This window comes from Streptomyces sp. NBC_00859, assembly GCF_045161865.1.
GTDB lineage: Bacteria > Actinomycetota > Actinomycetes > Streptomycetales > Streptomycetaceae > Streptomyces.
In genome coordinates this window covers 6,458,794-6,477,717 of sequence record NZ_CP108826.1, presented here as the reverse complement: position 1 = coordinate 6,477,717, position 18,924 = coordinate 6,458,794, and the positions used below count along the sequence as shown (strand labels likewise).

Genomic DNA, 18,924 nt, shown 5'->3' with positions numbered 1-18,924 from the left:
CGGTTTTCTGTTCCCGGTATCCGCTGCACCCGCTACCGGTGCGAGGGGAACTCCACGACCTGCTGGTACGTGGGCCGGTTCTGCCACTGGATGGGCCAGAACTTCAGCCCGCCCAGCGGACGGTGGATGATCGCGTCCGAGCACCACTGGTCACCGGCGGCGCAGCTGTCGTCGCCGGGGTAGACCTGTGCCGGGGTCTTGGCCGCGGCCTGGCCCAGGGTCGAGAGCAGCACGTCCCGGCAGGCGCTCAGGTCGCCTCCTCCGCAGTACTCCTTGCCCAGTTTGCCCTGCACCGGACGCCCCAGGACCGTACGGATGTCCTTGTCGACATAGCTCCACCATCCGTACTGGAAGGCCGATCCGGCGTGGGCCCCGGTGGGCCCGTGGCCCGCCGACGGAGATTCATCGACGGAGAGGTTGGCGGTGAGCGCCGAGTAGAGGTCGTCGCCGAGCCCGGGTTTGAACTCGGACTCCACCAGCAGCGGCCACCAGGCATCCATGATCCGCACGGCGTCCGGATGGGTGTACACGTGCGAGCTCTGGGCGTTCTCCTTGCGCTGGCTGCCGTCGGCGGCCCAGGCCTCCAGCTGCTCGACGGCCTTGGCCTCGGCCGGGTCGGTGACGGGCTTGCTCCGTACGACGTCGAGGAGTTCGGGCAGGACGTCCTCGCCGCGCAGGTCGGTGACGGCCGCCTCGGCCATCGCGCGGGTCAGCGAGGCCCGGGTCACGCCGCCCTTGGCGACGAGTTTCGCCACGCGGTCGCCCAGCAGGTCGACCCGGTACACCGAGCCGTTGCCGAACCCGGCCGACGAGTAGTCCTTGGCCTGCTTGTTGTTCCACGAGACGTAGTAGTCCTGGCCGACGGACTGCGGATGCTCGGCGGCCGGGGTCACGTCGGTGGTGTGCTGGCCGGGGTCGAAGCCCTTCCACTCGTAGGCCGGTTCGGCCTTGACGGGCAGCGAGGCGTCCACACCGTCCGCGCGCACCGGGTTCATGCCGCTGTTGAAGTAGGCGGCCTGCCGGGAGTCCGCGTAGAACCAGTTGAAGGTGTAGCCGATGTGGTCGGCCGCCTCCTGGAAGGTCTTGGCGTCCTTCACATAGCCCGGGTCGTTCATCATCTGGAAGCCGACGATCGAGTCGGCCTCATGCCCGTAGGTGCTGCGCAGCGAGGTGTACGCGACGGGTTTGCCGCCGACGGTCGCCCGGTGCGTCACGATGCCGTACTTGGTCCGGTAGACCTGCATCCGGTAGGAGCCGGCCGCCGTGGAGTCGGCGACGGTGGGCTTCCAGGAGTTGGTCCGCTCCATCTTCTCCATCGGGGTGCAGACGCCGTGGAAGAGATAGTGGGTGTCGTCCTGGCAGAGTTCCACGGCATAGGTGTCGGTGATGTCCTGGCCCGCCGATGTGGCGCTCCAGGCGTAGTCCTGGCCCCGGCCGAGCTGGATGTACATGCCGACACCGGCGAAGGAGACTCCGCGGGCGCTGATGCCGGGGCCCTGGAGTTCCTGCAGCATCAGCAGCTGGGGCAGGAAGTACCCGGTCTGCGGGCCGAACACGGCGACGGGATTTCCGCTCGCGGTGTGCTGCCCGGAGACGACCAGAGCGTTCGACATGCCCTTCTTGCTGCTGAACAGATCGGCGGGCAGGACTCCGTTGTCGTACATGCCCTGGACGGGCTTCAGTTTCTTCGGGGCGCTGACCGGTGCCTTCGCGCCGCTCTTGGCCCCTCCGGTCCGGTCGTACACCAGCGGTTCGGCCTTCACGGAGCCCTGGTCCGGCATCGCGGCGCCCTTGGGGTCAGCGGGCTTCTGCGCGTACGGGAAGCTGGTGCCGTCGTGGACGGTGAGAGTCGCTTCCGGATCGTTGCGCTCCCGGAAGGACTCCCAGACCTTGCTGCCCTCGGTGACGCCGTACTTCTGCTGGGCGGAGAGCAGCGAGAGCGCGGCCTGGACCTCGCCGCCACCGCCACCGCCGAAGAGTCCTCCGACGACCGAGGCGAGCGCGATCATGTCGGTGATCTTGAAGGGTTCTATCTCACCGGCGTTGGTGATCGCGTCGATCTTCCCGGTGAGGACGTACTCACCCGGGAAGTAGCGGCCGTCCTTGGACTTCTGCCGGTAGGCGTTGATGCCGTCGACGTACGCCTGCGCGTCGTCCATGGCCTGCTTGCCGCGCGCGCCCTGGGCCGCTATCCGGTCGGCCTGGTCCTGGAGGTCCTGCTCGGTGTACGGAGCCTGCGGCCAGAACTCCTGCTCGAGGCCCTGGTTGGCGAGTGCGCCGCCGGCGAAGGAGGTGAGCTCGCCGCGGCCGATGTGCCGGAAGAGGTCCATCAGCCAGAGCCGGTCCTGGCCCGCCGCGTATCCGGCGCCGAACTCGGTCCCGTAGCGCGTGGTCCCCTGGATGTGCGGCACGCCGGTCTTCTTGTCGCGGGTGATGCTGACGTCGTCGCGCGGCTTGGTGACCGATGCCACCTGGTCCGCGGGGACCCCGAACGAGCCGTCGTTGAAGAAGTTGCCCAGGGTGGAGTCGGTGAGCGACGGGGCCCCGGCGGGCAGCGCGTCGTACGGTCCGAGCTGGTCGGCGCTGTGGTCGGGCCGGGTGCCCAGCGCCCGGTGGGCGAGGATCTGGGCGAGGGTGGCGTTGCCGTTCTCGCCCGGCGGCAGGATGTCGTTGCACTGGCTCTTGCAGTAGTCGGTGACGGGGTCCGCGGCGGTAGCCGGCGGCGGTGTCATCAGGCCCGCGCCGAGCGCGAACACAGCTACAGCGATGGCAGTTCTGAGCTTTCCGGTGCGTCGTCGCATGAATGCTCCTGAGGGGGAAGCCGATGAGACGGACGGTACTGGCGAGGTGACCCGTCAGTAAGGTGAACATGCGTCACCTTTTCCGAATCGCCACACAGGTGCCGGAGCGGTCGCATCGGTGATGGCTCCCATCGGGAATTCGATGGAGCCGATCCGGGTAGCCGTACGTCCATTGACTGACGCAGCAGTATTCAGCGACGGAGGTGGCGGCGATGGCCGGTTTCCGGAGTCTCGCGAGACAGGTGCGCGATCCGCACCACGACCTTGCCCTGCGGCGTTATTCGCTGCGCAAGTGTCTGGAGAGGTTTGCCCCGTACGGACACAGGGCGACCTGGGATCATCTGTGTGCCCGGCATCACATCGGGCCCGAGGACCGGGCCCCCGATCCGGCGCGGCTGGTGGCCGCGCTCGACGAACTCGAAGAGGCGCGGACCGTCTGGCTCGCCTATGAGGCGGAGTTCGCGGAGCGGCGCAAGCGGGAGAAGCACGACGGGATACGGCGTCCCGGCGCCTTCGACGACTGGCACCGGCGCACCTGGGGCGGCTGCGGTGTCGCCTGGTGCGGCGACCCGTCCGTACACCCGTCCCGGCCGCTGGCGGACGTTCTGCGGCGGCTGATTTCCGCCCTACGGGCCGATCCGGACGGCGCCTGCCCCGTCTGCGCCGAGAAGACGATCACGTGGACCTCCCGGTCCGGCCGTGAGCGGTGGTCGGGGCCGGTCTGCAGCCGGTGCGGGATCCTCGTGCCGCGGCCTGTCCTCACCCCCGGCGCGCTGGCCCGCGCCAGGAGCGCCCTGCGCCCGGCCCTGGCATCGGCGGCCTGAGGAGCCGCCGCCCGGTCACCCGGTTCCGCTCTCCCCCGCGGGACCGGGAAGCAGTCTCGAACCGGTCATGCGGTTGCCGAAGACGTCGTCCGGGTTGGACAGGACGCAGTTCTCCAGCGACAGACAGCCGCAGCCGATGCAGTCGGTGAGATGGTCACGGAGCCGGCCGAGCTGAGCGATACGCCCGTCGAGTTCGGAGCGCCAGGCGGCGGAGAGGCGGGCCCAGTCCTCGCGGGTCGGCGTGCGCTCGTCCGGCAGTTCGGCGAGCGCGTTCCTGATCGTGGCGAGCGGGATGCCGACGCGCTGGGCCGCGCGGACGAAGGCGACGCGGCGCAGCGCCTCACGGGTGTAGCGGCGCTGGTTGCCGCTCGTCCTGCGGCTGCTGATCAGGCCCTTGCTCTCGTAGAAGTGCAGGGCCGAGACGGCGGCCCCACTGCGTGCGGAGAGCTGGCCGACCGTGAGTTCGTGGATCTTCTCTGGAATCTGCGGCACTCCGCGAAGCCTAATGCCCGCTCCCGGACAGCCGGTCGTTGACAGGGACGGCCGCTCCCGACAATGCTGAGCAAGCGCTTGGACACTACCCATGGACACGTCGCGACGCGCAACCACCGGGACCGTTGGAAAGGCAGGATCACGCATGGCAGAGCCGAGGATCTTCACATCCGCCGAGGAGCTCCGCTCCGGCGTCGGAGAGCAGCTGGGGCACAGCGACTGGCTGGAGATCGACCAGAAGCGGATCGACCTCTTCGCGGACGCCACGGGTGACCACCAGTGGATCCACGTCGACCCGGCGAAGGCGGCGGCGGGCCCCTTCGGGACGACCATCGCGCACGGCTATCTGACCCTGTCGCTGCTGCCCACGCTCGTCCCCCAGATCATGCGGGTCGAGGGAATGAAGATGGGCATCAACTACGGCACCAACAAGGTGCGTTTCCCGGCCACGGTCCCGGTCGGCTCGCGCCTGCGGGCCACGGGCGTCCTCACCGACGTCACCGAGGCCGGCGGGGGCGTTCAGGTGACGGCCACCGTGACCGTGGAGCGCGAGGGCGGCGAGAAGCCGGTGTGCGTGGCGGAATCCGTCTCGCGCTACTACTTCTGACCCGCGTCCCGCCTGAGGGGTCCTCGCACTGCGCCCGCCCGGGTCGGCCGCGAGACCGTGCCGCTGTCCCCAGGGCGCCCGCGCTACTTCCGGGCGGACACCATGCGCAGCACGAGGTCGGCGTAGAACGCGCCGACCTCGTCGGGCGTACTGCGCCCCTCCACGTTGAACCAGCGCGCCACGTCGATGCAGAGCGACAGTACGGCCAGCGCGGTTCCGGGGACATACGGGACGTCGAACTCCCCCGTCCCCACACCGTCGTTGATGATCCGGCGTACGGCGTCGTCGCTGCGCCTGCGCAGTTCGACGATTCCTTCGCGGTGTCCCGCGCCGAGCGCGTCGAGTTCGTACTGGACGACCCGTGCGGTCGTATGGTGCCCGGCGTGCCAGCGGACGAAGGAGCGGACGGCCGCCGCGAGCCGTTCGCTCGGGGTACCCGGCCCGTCCGCCGCCGTCTCCAGGATCTCCAGGGCCTTCTCATGGCCGATCCGGCTGATCCTGTGGAGCAGCTCTTCCTTGGTCTTGTAGTGGATGTAGAGCGCGGCCGGGCTCATTCCGGCGCGGCCCGCGATGTCGCGGGTCGTCGTCGCGTGGTAGCCGCGTTCGGCGAAGGCCTCGACCGCGGCGACGAGCAGCCGCCTGGCGGCCTCGGGGCCGACCTCCGCCCACGGCTCCTCGCCGCCCGCCGTCTCCTCAGCCGTGCTCATTGCTCGCCCCTTCCCGCCCATGACGCAGCGCTGCTGCAGGACGCACACCATACCCCGAAGGTGAGCAAGCGCTTAGAAGCCCGGCGGCACCGGCCGCGCAGGCCCGTCAGAGCTTCTGGAAGGGGTCGTGCTCGGCCAGCAGCTTCTCCAGCCGGGCCTGATCGACGCGGCTCACGATCTGCCCGGCTTCCTGCCTGTCCCTGATGACCTTGGCGAGGGTGAAGGCGGACGTCGTGAGGTAGAGGAGTCCGAGACCGAGGAAGGCCCGCACCCAGACGTTGACATCCAGGTTGAGGATCCCGAGGGCCATGGCTCCGAGCGCGACCGCGAAGGACGCGACGGCCTGGCCGTAGTAGGCGGCGGTGTTCGGCTGTCTGACCGGTGTGTCACTCATGGGGACAGCATCGTGCGGATGTGGCGCCCGCCACATCCGCACAGCTACTCAGCGCGCATACTCATCCTCCGGCGCCCTGAAGGGGTCCGGACGGCAGTCAGAAGGCGGAGACCCCGGTCAGCGCACGGCCGATGACCAGCTTCTGGATCTGGCTGGTGCCCTCGTACAGCGTCATCACCCGGGCGTCGCGCAGCAGCTTCCCGGCCGGGTACTCGTCGATGTACCCGTAGCCGCCGAAGACCTGGAGCGCGTTGTTCGCGGCGCGCACGGCGGCCTCCGACGCGAAAAGCTTCGCCTTGGACGACTCGGTGGCGAAGGGCTCGCCCCTGTCGATCAGATCGGCCACCCGCCAGGTGAGCAGCCGGGCGGCGTCCACATCCACCGAGATGTCGGTGATCAGCTCCTGGATGAGCTGGTGGTGGGCGATCGTCCTGCCGAACTGTTCGCGCTCCGTCGCGTACTTCACCGCACAGTCGAGCGCCGCCTGCGCGATACCCACACAGCCCGCCGCGACCGACATCCGCCCCTTGGCCAGCGCCGACATGGCGACCGAGAAGCCCTTGCCCTCGGGCGCCAGCATCGCGGACGCGGGCACCCGCACGTCCTCGAAGGCCAGCTCGGCCGTCGCCTGGCCGCGCAGACCGAGCTTTCCGTGGACGGTACGGCGCGTGAGCCCCGGAGTGTCGGTGGGGACCAGGAAGGCCGACACCCCCCGGTGGCCCGGGGCATCCGTCGAGCGGGCGAAGAGGAGCACCACATCGGCCCAGGTGCCGTTGGTGATGAACATCTTGGAACCGTTGATGACGTAGTCGCCGGAGCCGCCGTCCCGGACGGCCCTCGTCGTGAGGTTGCCCGCGTCGGAGCCTGTGCCGGGCTCGGTGAGACCGAAACAGCCGATCAGCTCGCCGGATGTGAGGCCGGGCAGCCAGCGCTGCCTCTGCTCCTCGTCGCCCCAGTGCGCGATGGTCTTGGCCACCAGGCCGAGGGAGACCGAGACGATGCCGCGCACCGAGGAGTCACCGCGGCCGAGCTCCTCGGTGACGAGGCAGTACGCGAGGTGGTCGCCGCCGGAACCGCCGTACTGCTCGGGAACGGTCAGCCCGAGGAAGCCCAGCGCGCCGAGCTTGCGCACCACGGAACGGTCGACGCTCTCCGCCCGGTCCCACTCCACGACATGCGGCGCGATCTCCCGGGCGACGAAGTCCTCGGCGAGCCGCCGTACCGCGGACTGCTCCTCACTGAGCTCCAGATTCATCGGGCACCTCATTTAAATTAGCACTGCTAGTTTCCTGGTGGCAGGCCCTACTATGTGCGCCATGGCCCGCCCACGCAAGCCCCTCCTCAGCAGGGAACGCATCGTCACCACCGCGAGCGCGCTCGTGGACTCCGAAGGGCTCGCCGCCGTCTCCACCCGCCGGCTCGCCGCCGAGCTGGGGGTCAGCGGGCCCTCGCTGTACAACCACTTCCGCACCAAGGACGAGATCCTCGAAGCGGTCGCCGACGCCGTCTCGGCGCAGATCGACCTGTCGATGTTCGACGAGACCGACGGCCGCGACTGGCGCACCGCGCTGCACGACTGGGCAGGCTCCTATCGGGCGGCCCTCACCGACCACCCCAACATCGTTCCGGTGCTGGCCCAGGGGCCGGGCCGGCGCCCGGCGGGGCTGAGAGTGGCCGACGCGGTCTTCGGCGCCATGGTCCGGGCGGGGTGGCCGCCCGCCCAGGCGACGTACATCGGGGCGCTGATGCGGTACTTCATCACCGGCTCGGCGCTCGGCTCGTTCGCCCGCGGCTTCGTCGACGACGAAACGGCCTACGACCCTGCCGACTACCCGCACCTCGGCCAGGCCCATCTGCTCGCCGACCGGCAGCAGAAGGTCGACGACGGAGCCTTCGAGACCGGGCTCAGGGCGCTGGTGGACGGCCTGGCGGTGCAGTTCACCGCCGTCCGGCCGGTGCCGGACGGCGGCTGACGCCTGCGGCGGACGTCAGCGCCGGTGACCGGCTGTCCGCAGGCTGCCGATGACGCCGACCCGGATACCGAGCCACGGGTAGACGTGGTCGAAGAACGGGTTGTCCTGCGGCTGGAGCCCGACGGCCGACGGCCACATCTGGTAGGCCGGGGCACTGGCGATCCCGCCGTGCAGCCGCCGCCAGACGCGGCTGGAGTCCTGCCCGGAGGGAGCCGGAGCAATCGTGTCGGTCCACTCGACCGCGTTGCCGCCCTGGTCGAACGTGCCCCACGGCGAAGTGGTCCGCGCCTGACCGACCGTGCTGAGGCTGCCCTGGTAGAGACTGGCGTAGAGCGTGGGGTCCAGACCGAACGGGTTGACGGAGGAGCAGACGTCGGGCTGCACCTGCCCCGGACACCAGGACGGCGCCGGCAGACCGGAGGCGTGATAGGTGGCCAGGGGCTGGGTCTCCGCGTTGGTGACGTCCCCGGTGGCGGGGTTCAGGGCGGTGGGCGCCGGAGCGGTCGCGTCACCGTCGCCGAAGACTCCTGGGTTGGTCGGGTACTTCCAGTAGGAATCGGTGCCGCCGCCCTTCGGGTCGTAGTAGGCCGCCTTGATCCACTCGTCCTGGCTCGGCAGGACGAAGCCCGACCTGTGCGAGCGCGTGGCCTTCGGCCGGGCGAGGTCGTACATGCCCCGCTCGGTACGCGCCGACAGCTGGACGGTGTACGTCCTGGACCTGAAACCCCCGCCGTTCCCGCTCTTCTCGGAGATCAGCCGGCCGTTGTAGAGCGAATTGACGAAGCGAGCCGCCCGGAGGAAGGTCGCGAACCCGTACGGTTTGTCCGCCCACTGCGGATAGGCCACCTTGTAGTGGTGACCGCTGCGGGCCCCGGCGGAGAAATCGATCTGGCCGAATCTGGGCCACGCGGTCCCGCTCTCGGTGCGGTCGTAGAGGCTGTGGGGATCCCGGCCCGTGGGGTCCGCCGTGTTCAGGAAGGCCACCCACTCGTCGACGGTGACTTCGAGCTGCCCGATCTGGTACGGGTGCCGGACGCCGCCGACCGTCAGACAGCCCTTGGAGGTGACGGGGGCGTCGGCGCACGACCGGTAGACGGCGTCAGTGAAGGGCACGACGCCGATCGCCGGGTTGCCGGGCCTGCCCACCTCGACCGTGGTCACGGTGATGACGGAACCGCCGCCGCGGTTCGCGCTGCCAGGAACGGGTGTTCCGGCCGCCGGGCCGGCGCCGGCCAGTGCGAGCGGCGCGAGGAGCGCCGGGATCCCGCACGCGGCCAGCGCGGTTCTGCGGAGGCGGGCTCGGCTGGGAACGCGATGCATGGGCAGACCCTTTCGGCTGTGGGAGCCCCGCGTCCGGAAAGCAGGGGGCGGCGCGGCCGGATGAGGCCGGCGGCGCGACCTTAGCCAGCGTTCACCTGCGGCCGCAGATGCCGCGCTCCCCTGCGCCGAAGTTCACCGGGATGCCGGTCGCCGCACCGGGCGAACCCCCGTCCGCGCCACCCGAAGGGACGCGGACCTGCAGCCGGGTCTCCGGAGCGGCCTCACTGGCCGAAGACCACCAGCGCCCGTCCGCCCTTGCCCGCCAGCATGTTCTCGAACGCCCCGGGGATGCCCTCCAGGCCGATCCGCTCCGTCACCATCGCGCCGACGTCGAGCCGGCCGGCCCTGATGTGCCCGGCGAGCACCGGCAGGTCCTTCGCCGGATCGGAGTTGCCGTAGACACACCCCGACAGCGTGCGGCCCCAGTGGAAGAGCTCAAGGGCGTTGAAGGTGACCTGCTGGTCCTTGCCGCCGATACCGACCACGGTCGTGCGCCCGCCGCGCCGCGTCGACTCCCAGGCCGTACGGATCGTCACCGCGCGGCCGACGCACTCGACCGCGACGTCCACGCCGTGGCCGCCGGTCAGCCTCCGGATGTCCTTGGCCGTCGTGTCGGACGCCACCACGAACTCGGTGGCTCCGGCGGCCCGCGCCAGTTCCTCCTTCGCCGGGGAGACGTCCACGGCCACGATCGCCGATGCGCCCGCGATCCGTGCGGACTGCAGGGTGGCGAGGCCCACGCCGCCCACGCCGAAGACCGCGACCGTCTCCCCCGCGCGGACGCGCGCCGAGTGGTGGACCGCGCCGTACCCGGTCAGGACCGCGCAGCCGAGCAGGGCCGCGTCGGTGAGCGGAATGCCGTCGGGCACCGGCAGGACACAGTTGGCGGCGACGACCGTCTCCTCGGCGAACGCCGCGACGTTCAGACCGGGGTGGAGTGCGGTGCCGTCGGCGGTGCGGGCATGGGTCCGGCCGGCACCCGACAGCGCGTCGGCGCAGAGCCAGACCTCCCCGAGCGTGCAGGCGTGGCACTTCCCGCAGGAGGGCGCCCAGTTGAGGACGACCCCGTCACCGGGGGCGACGTGCGTGACCCCGTCACCCACGGAGACGACGGTGCCGGCCCCCTCATGGCCGAGCACAGCGGGGACCGGCACCCGCATGGTCCCGTTGGCGAGGGAGAGGTCGGAGTGGCAGACCCCGGCGGCGGCGAGGCGCACCCGCACCTCTCCGGGGCCGGGCTCGGGCAGTTCGATGCCGGTGATCTCCAGGGGGGAACCGACGGCGGACAGGACGGCGGCGCGGACCATGTGCGGTACTCCTGGGTTCAGAACTGCAGGGACTTGGTCTGGAGGTACTCGGCGAGGCCGTGCGAGCCGAGCTCGCGGCCGACACCGGACTGCTTGTAACCGCCGAAGGGCGCGAGCGGATTGAACCGGCCGCCGTTGATGTCGACCTGGCCGGTGTCCATCCGCCGGGCGAAGGCCACCGCCTCGCTCTCCTCACCGGCCCAGACCGCGCCCGCGAGCCCGTAGACGGTGCCGTTGGCGATGCGCAGGGCGTCCTCCTCGTCCTCGTAGGCAATGAGGGAGACAACCGGGCCGAAGATCTCCTCCTGCGCGATGGTCATCCCGGGCGTGACATCGGCGAAGACGGTCGGACTGACGTAGTAGCCCCGCTCCAGCGGCGCTTCGGCGCCGCCCGCGACGACCCTGGCGCCCTCCTCGACGCCCTTCTCGATGTATCCGCGGACCCTGGCCAGCTGCTTGGCGTTGACCAGCGGACCCATCCGCTCGCCCGGGACGTACTTGGCGGCGGCCGCCACAGCGAGGCTGACCGCCTCGTCGTACTGGTCCCGGTGGACGAGCATCCGGGTCCAGGCGCTGCACGTCTGGCCGGAGTTGCCCATGACGTTGGCGACGCCGACCCCCACCGCCTTGGCCAGGTCGGCGCTCGGCAGGATGACGTTGGCGGACTTGCCGCCGAGCTCCAGGGCTACGCGCTTGACCGCGGCCCCGGCCACCGCACCGATCTGGCGCCCGACCGCGGTGGAGCCGGTGAAGGAGACCAGGTCGACGCCGTCGTGGCCGGCGAGCGCCTGGCCCGCGACGGACCCGACTCCGGTGACCAGGTTGAAGACTCCGGCGGGCAGCCCGGCCTCGGCGGTCGCCTCGGCGAAGAGCTGCGCCGTCAGCGGGGTGTCCTCGGCGGGCTTCAGTACGACCGTGCAGCCGGCCGCGAGCGCCGGGGCGACCTTGGCGACGATCTGGTGCAGCGGGTAGTTCCACGGCGTGATCGCGCCGACCACACCGACCGGTTCGGAGAGGACCGTCGAGTTGCCGACCGTCTCCTCGAAGGGGTGTGACGCGGCGAGTTCCGCGTACGAGCCGGCGACCAGCGCGGGGACCCCCGCGTGTACGAGCCGGGAGAACTGCAGGGGCGCGCCCAGCTCCGCTGTGACGGTCTCCGCGATCTCGTCCTTGCGCGCCACCAGCACGTCGCGCAGCGCCCCGATCCTGGCGGCGCGCTCGGCGGGCGCCGTCGCCGCCCAGCCGGGGAAGGCGGCGCGGGCCGCCCCTACCGCCGCGTCGACGTCCTCCGGGGTACCCGCCGGGACGTGGCCGATGACCTGCTCGTCGGCAGGATTCACCACCGCGATCGTGTCCCGGCCCGCCGCGGGCCGCCACTCGCCGCCGATGTACATGCCGTCGTGGGCCTTCATCGCACTCCTCCAGAGCCTGCCGGTCCGACTGTTCCGTACCGTACGGCGCCGTGCCGTGGCCGCCACCGGCGCCGTGACACCACCCAAACTAGCGGTGTTAGTTTTCCTGCGCCAGGGCCCCCCGGTACGTCTCGCTGCCGCAACGGCGCCGCGAGCACACCGGGCGACGGCCCCGGTCCGGCGCACCGTGGCCCGGCAGGGAGAGCTGCCGGGCCACGGGGTGTGCGGGTGACGAGCGCGGGTTACCCGCGCGGGTGCCGGGTCAGAGAGGCCCCTGGTCGAGACCGGGCAGATCACCCGGCGCGGGGCAGATCCTGCGGCCGTGGTGGTCGAAGACGTACAGGTGGGCCAGGTCGACGAGGAGGGGCACCTGCGCTCCGGTGCGCACCCGCAGATCCGGGCCGGTGCGGACCACCAGATCGGCCGAGCCGAGCGAGGGGCGGTCGGGAGTGTACGGGCGGCCCTGCGCGGCGGGCCCGTCCAGCACCCCCACGGCCCCCGTGACGTGCTGCGCACGCCCCTTGATCCGGGTCAGCACGCCCGGCGCCGGGCTCTTGCGCCGGCGCGGACCGGTGGCCGTACGGGGCGACTCCAGCTCCGGCACCACGGCGGGCCGCGAACCGGTGTCGAGGTGTACCAGCGCCTCATGCCCCTGGTACTCCATGTGCTGGACCAGACCGCTGATCGGCACTTCGCCCGGTCGCGCCTGGCTGGGCGGTGCGATCCGCACGGCCTCCGAGCGCAGCCCCACGATGAGCTCTCTGCCCTGCTGGATCCGGAGCAGCTGGTGGTCGGCGGAGAGCGGTTCCGGGAGCCGGAGCCGCTGCCTGCCGAGGTCGACCGACATCGCGCCGTCCAGCGGCGCGTGCACCACGGCCTGGAGCAGATTGATGCGCGGGGTGCCGATGAACGCGGCGACGAAGACGTTCTCCGGCAGCCCGTAGGCGTCCCGGGGCCTGCTGATCTGCTGGAGTACCCCGCCGCGCATCACGGCGACCCGGTCGCCCAGCGACATCGCCTCCGACTGATCGTGAGTGACGTAGATGGTCGTCACCCCCAACTCGCGGGTGAGGTGGGCGATCTCGGCCCGCAGATGGTTGCGCAGCTTGGCGTCGAGATTCGACAGCGGCTCGTCCATGAGGAAGACGGAGGGCCGCCGCGAGATCGCCCGCCCCATCGCGACGCGCTGCCGCTCGCCGCCGGAGAGCTGGCCGGGGTAGCGGTCCAGGATGTCCTCGATACCGAGCATCCGCGCGGTCGCCTCGACGCGCGGCGCGCTGTCCTCGCCGGGCGCCTCGAAACGCAGCGGGAAGCCGATGTTGTCGCGGCTGGTCATGCTCGGGTAGAGCGCGAAGTTCTGGAACACCATGGCCATCCCGCGCTGTCCGGGCGGCAGATGGTTGGCGTAGGCGCCGTCCAGGAGGAGATCGCCCTCGGTGATGTCCTCAAGACCCGCCACCATGCGCAGGACGGTCGACTTCCCGCACCCGGACGGTCCGAGCAGCACGAGGAACTCGCCGGGCTCGACCTCGATGGAGACCCGGTCGACGGCGCGCACGCCGCGGTCGTACGTCTTGGAGATGCTGTGCAGGGAGATGGCACGAGACATGGCATTCCGTCCGGGGCGGTCAGCGCGACGGCGGTGACCCGAAGCGCTGTGTCCAAAGTGACGACTGTGGCGAAAACTAGCCGGTCGCCCGCAGGTTGGGAATGGCCCGGACCGACCAATCATCACGCTCGGCTCATGTCCGGTGGACGGAGCGCCGCGCCTCACTGCCCTGGGCTCACCTCCACCGGGAACCCGTTGAGCACGGCCGTGCCGGACAGCGGGTCGAGGAGAGAGCCGTCGAGCAGCTGGTTCACGTTGACACCGGGGCGGGCCGACGCGACACCCAGTCTGGTCCCCGGCCGGTCGTGGCCCCAGCCGTGCGGCAGGCTCACCACCCCGGCCCGTACCGCGTCGGTCACCTCGACGGGCACCAGGAGCTCCCCGCCCGCGCCACGTACGCGGGCGCGGCCGCCGTCGGTGAGCCCGATCCGGTCCGCGTCCTGCGGACTGACCTGGAGGGTGCAGGTATTGGAACCGCTGTTCAGGGCGGGCAGGTTGTGCATCCAGCTGTTGTTGGAGCGCAGATGGCGGCGGCCGACGAGCACCAGCGGCGCGGGGCCGGCGCTGAGCGCCCGGCGCAGCCTGGGCAGGTCGGCCGCGATGGGCTCCGGGCAGAGCTCGACGCGTCCGCTGCGGGTCCTGAGGACCTGCGCGAGGCGTGGCCTCAGCGGGCCGATGTCGATCCCGTGCGGGTGGCTGATGAGCCGGTCGAGCGTGAGGTCGTACGGGCCGAGGCGCAGCATCAGATCGAGCCGTCGTTCCGGGCCGGTGCGCCCGGTGAGCCGTCCGGCGAGCTCACCGGGGACGCCGGCCCTGGTCAGCATGCGGCCGATGGCCGCCGTGTCGACCTCGGCCGGGTCCGCGCCGTGGCGCTCCCCCAGCGCCAGGATCAGCCGGGCGTGGATCTCGCTCTCGTCCATGAGGCCCGCCGCGAGGGGCACGGCGGGGCGGGAGTAGCGGACCTGGTTGTGTACGGCCATCCCGTTGAAGACGTAGTCGAAGTGGGCGCTCTGCGAGGGCGGCGGCGGTGGCAGCACCACGTCCGCGTGGCGCGAGGTCTCGTTGAGATACGGATCGACGCTCACCATGAAGTCGAGCCCCGCCAGGGCCCGGTCGAGGCGGTCACCGTCGGGCGCGGAGAGCACCGGGTTCGCGGCGATCGAGATCAGGGCACGGATCCGGCCCGTTCCCGGCGTGTCGATCTCCTCGGCGAGTGCGGCGACCGGCAGTTCGCCCTTGGCCTCGGGGTGGCCGCTCACCCGGCTGCGCCAGCGGCCGAGCGCGAAGCCCTTGCCTGGCCCCGCGGGGCGCGGTGGCGGGGAGGTCGCCGGGAGCGGGAAGAGGGCGCCGCCGGGCCGGTCCAGATTGCCGGTGAGGATGTTGAGCACGTCGACGAGCCAGTTGGTCAGGGTGCCGAATTCGACGGTGCTGCTGCCGATCCTGCCGTACACGGCGGCGGCGGGCGCGGCGGCGAGTTCGCGGGCGAGTCCCCTGATCACCACGGCATCCAGGTCACAGGCCGCGGCAACGGCTTCGGGGGTGAAGTCCCTTACGGCTTCCTCGACTTCGGTGACACCCTGCACCTGGTCGGCGAGCGTCCCGAGCGCGGTGAGCTTCTCGTCGAAGAGGGTGTGGGCGAGGGCGGCGAGGAGCAGCGCGTCCGTACCGGGCCTGATGGCGAGATGGCTGTCGGCCGTCCTTGCGGTACGCGTCCTGCGGGGATCGACGACCGTGAGGGTGCCGCCCCTGCGGCGCAGCGCTCTGAGCCTGCCGGGGAAGTCCCCGGCCGTGCAGAGGCTGCCGTTGGACTCCAGGGGGTTCGCGCCGAGCAGCAGCAGATGGTCCGTACGGTCCAGGTCGGGCACGGCGACGGCGAGCGGATCACCGAACAGCAGCCCGGCGGCGACGTGTTTGGGCATCTGGTCGAGGGTGCTGGCGGTGAAGAGGTTGCGGGTGCCCACCGCGGCGAGCAGCGCCGACGGGTAGAGCGCGCCCGCGACGGTGTGCACATTGGGATTGCCGAGGACGACCCCGACCGAGTCCGCGCCGTGCTCCCTGCGCAGCGGCCCGATCCGGGCCGCGACAAGGCCGAAGGCCTCGTCCCACTCCGCCTTCCGCAGCACGCCGTTCTCGCGCACGAGAGGAGTGCGCAACCGGTCCGGGTCGGCGTCGAGTTCACCGAAGGACGCCCCCTTGGGGCAGATGAAGCCGTGGCTGAAGACGTCGTCTCGGTCGCCGCGGGCCCCCGTGACACGAGTGCCTTCGATGGTGAGGACCAGCCCGCAGGTGGCTTCGCACAGCGGACACACGCGCAGCGCGGTGCGGGCGGCCGGAGGCGGGGCGGGGTGTGCGGCGGCGGTCGGATCCACGGGCCCTCCCGGGGGCGGCGGCGATGGTGGCGCACGGGCGCTCCCGACCCTACCGATTCACCATACCGACCGGTAGGGATGTGTACGGCACATCTGCCGCGGCGCCGCCGCGGACACGCTGTCCCGCCCCCTCAGTCCAGGACCGGCCCGAGATAAGCGTGCAGCAGCTCCCGGGTCTCCCCGATCAGGCCGGGGTCCCCCGACGGCTCGGCACGGAAGGCGAGTTGCAGCAGCGCGTCGGTCGCCTCGACACCGACCAGCACCTTGCGGCGCAGCGTGCCGTCCGCCGCCCTGCCGAGGTGGGCCGCGAGCAGCCCGGTGAGGCGGTCGGCGACCTTCGGGTTGGGTTCGTCGAGCGTCGCGGGGCCGCCGAAGTCGACGAAGGCGAATCCCGGCACGGTCCGCCGCATGGTGAGGTATTCGTCCAGCACGGCGTCGATCGCCCCCCGCCAGTCCGCCGCGGGGACCGCGGTCAGCCGCTCGGCGACCCCGGCCGCGTAGCCGTCCAGATTGCGCTGCGCCAGGGCGTCGGTCATCGCGCGCTTGTTCCCGAAGAAGCGGTAGACGGAGCCGATGGGCACAGCCGCCCGCGCGGCGACGGCGCGGGTGGTCAGCTGCTCGTAGCCGCCCTCGTCGAGGATTTCCGCGCAGGCACCGAGTATCCGGGTCAGCCGCTCGGCACTGCGCTGCTGTACGGGGACGCGCCGGAGCGCCTTCGGATCGTCCATGCACCCCATGATGCCCCGGAGCGGTGTCGCAGCCGGTTTCTCCCCGTTGACGCGCGGTAAGCGCAATCCTACTGTTGAGCATAGGATTCTTTCGGCACCGGGAGCGAGTGATGAGCACCATCCAGCAGGCCAGGGAGACGGCCGGGGCACTGACGTACTTGTCGGGCTTCGGCAATGAGCACAGCACCGAGGCGGTGCCCGGCGCCCTGCCGCACGGCCGGAACTCACCGCAGCGCGCCCCGCTCGGCCTGTACGCGGAGCAGCTCAGCGGATCGGCCTTCACCGAGCCGCGCGCCCACAACCACCGCTCCTGGCTCTACCGGATCAGGCCGTCCGCCGCTCATCCGCCCTTCGTGCGGACCGACAACGGCGCGGTGCGGGGCGCTCCGTTCACCGAGACGGTCCCCGATCCCAACCGGCTGCGCTGGGACCCGCTGCCCGAGCCCGCGCCGGGTACGGACTTCCTGGCCGGCCTGTGGACGCTGGGCGGCAACGGCGACGCGAGCCGGCGCTCCGGGATGGCCGTGCACCTCTACCACGCCAACTCCCCGATGACGGACCGGGTGTTCAGTGACGCCGACGGCGAGCTGCTGATCGTCCCCGAGAGCGGCGGGCTCCTCATCCGCACGGAGCTGGGGCTGCTGAGCGCGGGCCCCGGCCAGGTCGCGCTGATCCCACGCGGGGTGCGGTTCCGCGTCGAGCTGCTGGACGAGGTGGTCCGCGGCTACGTCTGCGAGAACTACGGGCGCCCCTTCCAGCTCCCCGACCTCGGACCGATCGGCGCCAACGGCCTGGCCAACGCGCGGGACTTCCTGGCCCCGGTGGCCGCCTACGAGGACGACGGCGACGGGCGCCCGGTGCAGGTGATCAACAAGTTCTGCGGCAATCTCTGGACCGCGGCCTACGACCACTCGCCGCTGGACGTCGTCGCCTGGCACGGCAGCCATGTGCCGTACGTCTACGATCTGCACCGGTTCAATGTGCTGGGGTCCATCAGCTACGACCACCCGGACCCGTCGATCTTCACGGTGCTGACGTCTCCCTCCGACACCGCGGGGCTCGCCGGTGTCGACTTCGTGGTCTTCGCGCCACGCTGGCTGGTCGGCGAGGACACGTTCAGACCGCCGTACTTCCACCGCAACGTGATGACCGAGTACATGGGTCTGATCGAGGGCGCGTACGACGCGAAGACAGCGGGCAAGGGCGGGTTCGTGCCGGGCGGCGGCTCCCTGCACAACATGATGTCCGCGCACGGCCCCGACCGGGAGACCTTCGAGCGGGCCTCCGCCGCCGAGCTCGGGCCGCAGAAGATCGACGACGGCCTCGCCTTCATGTTCGAGACGCGCTGGCCGATGACGGCGACGGCGCAGGCGGCGCGGGCCGGACATCTGCAGACCGGGTACGACGACGTGTGGCAGGGGCTGGAGAAGCACTGGGAGGGCTGAGGGATACTCCACCGGACACCACGGCCGACCGCCGTCCCGGCACCGGACCTGCCGACCGTCCGTACGTACGGAGACCCCACGTGACCGCCTTCGCTCCCGACTCGCTGGTCCTGAACCGCAGGCTGCCGCTCTGGTATCAGGTCTCGCAGTCACTGCGGGCCTCGATACTGGGCCGCCGTCCGCACGACCCGTTGCGGCTGCCGACCGAGGAACAGCTCGCCGGGCACTACCGCGTCAGCGTGCTCACCATGCGCCAGGCCCTCAAGGAGCTGGAGACCGAAGGTCTGATCACCCGGCACCGGCGGCGCGGCACCTTCATCGATCCCGGCGCACGTCCGAGCGCCCCGCGCCGTCTGCTGGGGTCGATCGACGCGATCGTCGCGCAGCAGTCCGGCGAGCGGACGACGGTGCTCAGCCACGGCCCCGTCCCCGTGCCGGGCGAGCTGGCCGAGCACTTCCCCGGCCTGGACGAGGTGGTCGACTACACCCGGCTGCGCTGGGACGGCGAGAGCGGCGAGCCCACCAACTGGGCGGAGAACGCGCTCCGTCCGGAGATCGCCGCCGCCGTCCGGGTCGGCGATCTGGAGCGCTGGCCGATGACCAAGGTCCTGCGCGACGAGGTCGGGGTGCGGATCAGCCGCATCACCGACACGGTCGAGGCCCGGCTGGCGGACCCGGTGACGGCCGAGCTGCTCAAGGTTCCGCTGCTCTCCCCGATCCTGCACTACACAGGGGTGACGTACGACGAGTCGGGCCAGGTGGTGGATGTGGCCCGGATCCGGTACCGGGGAGACCGGTTCTCCTTCTCCGTGACGGTGGAATCACCCTGAACCGGCCGGGGGCCCGTGTACGGCCCCGCCGGGTGTCCGGACCGGTTGCTATCGTTCCCGGGCGGGTCAGGAGCGGCGCGCGAACACGCAAGAGCGGGGGAGGTTC

The 18,924-nt window shown here is 71.2% G+C and carries 16 protein-coding genes; 5 read left to right on the top strand and 11 right to left on the bottom strand.

Annotated elements, in window-relative coordinates:
- Positions 1-32 precede the first annotated feature (32 nt).
- The gene (locus tag OG584_RS28460; RefSeq protein WP_405782065.1) at positions 33-2,801 is read right to left on the bottom strand and encodes a penicillin acylase family protein; all 2,769 of its coding nucleotides are present in this window, start codon (positions 2,799-2,801) and stop codon (positions 33-35) included.
- Positions 2,802-3,013: 212 nt separating this feature from the next.
- On the opposite strand from OG584_RS28460, the gene OG584_RS28455 reads away from it, so the two are divergent.
- Entirely contained in the window at positions 3,014-3,625 is a 612-nt protein-coding gene (locus OG584_RS28455) for a hypothetical protein (RefSeq protein ID WP_405782064.1), read from the top strand.
- A 15-nt stretch (positions 3,626-3,640) separates the two neighbouring features.
- Here the strand turns inward: OG584_RS28455 and soxR are convergent, their stop codons facing one another.
- Positions 3,641-4,117 (bottom strand): redox-sensitive transcriptional activator SoxR, encoded by a 477-nt coding sequence (soxR, locus tag OG584_RS28450; protein ID WP_405782062.1) that lies wholly within the window; start codon positions 4,115-4,117, stop codon positions 3,641-3,643.
- Positions 4,118-4,262: 145 nt separating this feature from the next.
- On the opposite strand from soxR, the gene OG584_RS28445 reads away from it, so the two are divergent.
- Positions 4,263-4,724, top strand: coding sequence for a MaoC family dehydratase (locus tag OG584_RS28445; protein WP_405782060.1), 462 nt, complete (start codon positions 4,263-4,265; stop codon positions 4,722-4,724).
- 83 nt (positions 4,725-4,807) lie between these two features.
- On the opposite strand, the gene OG584_RS28440 is transcribed toward OG584_RS28445, so the two are convergent.
- From OG584_RS28440 to OG584_RS28430, 3 genes are all read right to left on the bottom strand, one after another.
- Entirely contained in the window at positions 4,808-5,431 is a 624-nt protein-coding gene (locus OG584_RS28440; protein WP_405782059.1) for a TetR/AcrR family transcriptional regulator, read from the bottom strand.
- Positions 5,432-5,537: 106 nt separating this feature from the next.
- Positions 5,538-5,825, bottom strand: a complete 288-nt coding sequence (locus OG584_RS28435) for a YiaA/YiaB family inner membrane protein (RefSeq protein ID WP_405782057.1) — start codon at positions 5,823-5,825, stop codon at positions 5,538-5,540.
- A 97-nt stretch (positions 5,826-5,922) separates the two neighbouring features.
- Positions 5,923-7,080 carry an acyl-CoA dehydrogenase family protein gene (locus OG584_RS28430; RefSeq protein WP_405782055.1) on the bottom strand — a complete coding sequence of 386 codons (1,158 nt, stop codon included), beginning with the start codon at positions 7,078-7,080 and terminating at the stop codon, positions 5,923-5,925.
- 61 nt (positions 7,081-7,141) lie between these two features.
- On the opposite strand from OG584_RS28430, the gene OG584_RS28425 reads away from it, so the two are divergent.
- Positions 7,142-7,798 carry a TetR/AcrR family transcriptional regulator gene (locus tag OG584_RS28425; RefSeq protein WP_405782053.1) on the top strand — a complete coding sequence of 219 codons (657 nt, stop codon included), beginning with the start codon at positions 7,142-7,144 and terminating at the stop codon, positions 7,796-7,798.
- Between the two features lie 15 nt (positions 7,799-7,813).
- Here the strand turns inward: OG584_RS28425 and OG584_RS28420 are convergent, their stop codons facing one another.
- The 6 genes from OG584_RS28420 to OG584_RS28395 form a co-directional block, all read right to left on the bottom strand.
- A complete protein-coding gene (locus OG584_RS28420) occupies positions 7,814-9,118 on the bottom strand; it encodes a hypothetical protein (protein ID WP_405782051.1) in 1,305 nt (434 codons plus the stop codon).
- A gap of 221 nt (positions 9,119-9,339) precedes the next feature.
- On the bottom strand, positions 9,340-10,425 hold the full coding sequence (locus OG584_RS28415) for a Zn-dependent alcohol dehydrogenase (RefSeq protein WP_405782050.1): 1,086 nt from the start codon (positions 10,423-10,425) through the stop codon (positions 9,340-9,342).
- A gap of 17 nt (positions 10,426-10,442) precedes the next feature.
- Positions 10,443-11,837 (bottom strand): aldehyde dehydrogenase family protein, encoded by a 1,395-nt coding sequence (locus tag OG584_RS28410; protein ID WP_405782048.1) that lies wholly within the window; start codon positions 11,835-11,837, stop codon positions 10,443-10,445.
- Positions 11,838-12,099: 262 nt separating this feature from the next.
- A complete protein-coding gene (locus OG584_RS28405; protein WP_405782046.1) occupies positions 12,100-13,446 on the bottom strand; it encodes an ABC transporter ATP-binding protein in 1,347 nt (448 codons plus the stop codon).
- A 161-nt stretch (positions 13,447-13,607) separates the two neighbouring features.
- Positions 13,608-15,815 carry a molybdopterin-dependent oxidoreductase gene (locus OG584_RS28400; RefSeq protein WP_405782044.1) on the bottom strand — a complete coding sequence of 736 codons (2,208 nt, stop codon included), beginning with the start codon at positions 15,813-15,815 and terminating at the stop codon, positions 13,608-13,610.
- A gap of 131 nt (positions 15,816-15,946) precedes the next feature.
- Entirely contained in the window at positions 15,947-16,543 is a 597-nt protein-coding gene (locus OG584_RS28395) for a TetR family transcriptional regulator (protein ID WP_405782042.1), read from the bottom strand.
- A 110-nt stretch (positions 16,544-16,653) separates the two neighbouring features.
- Here OG584_RS28395 and hmgA point away from each other — a divergent pair, with 110 nt between their 5' ends.
- A complete protein-coding gene (hmgA, locus tag OG584_RS28390; RefSeq protein WP_405782041.1) occupies positions 16,654-17,988 on the top strand; it encodes a homogentisate 1,2-dioxygenase in 1,335 nt (444 codons plus the stop codon).
- Between the two features lie 80 nt (positions 17,989-18,068).
- Positions 18,069-18,818, top strand: coding sequence for a GntR family transcriptional regulator (locus OG584_RS28385; protein ID WP_405782039.1), 750 nt, complete (start codon positions 18,069-18,071; stop codon positions 18,816-18,818).
- Positions 18,819-18,924 lie beyond the last annotated feature (106 nt).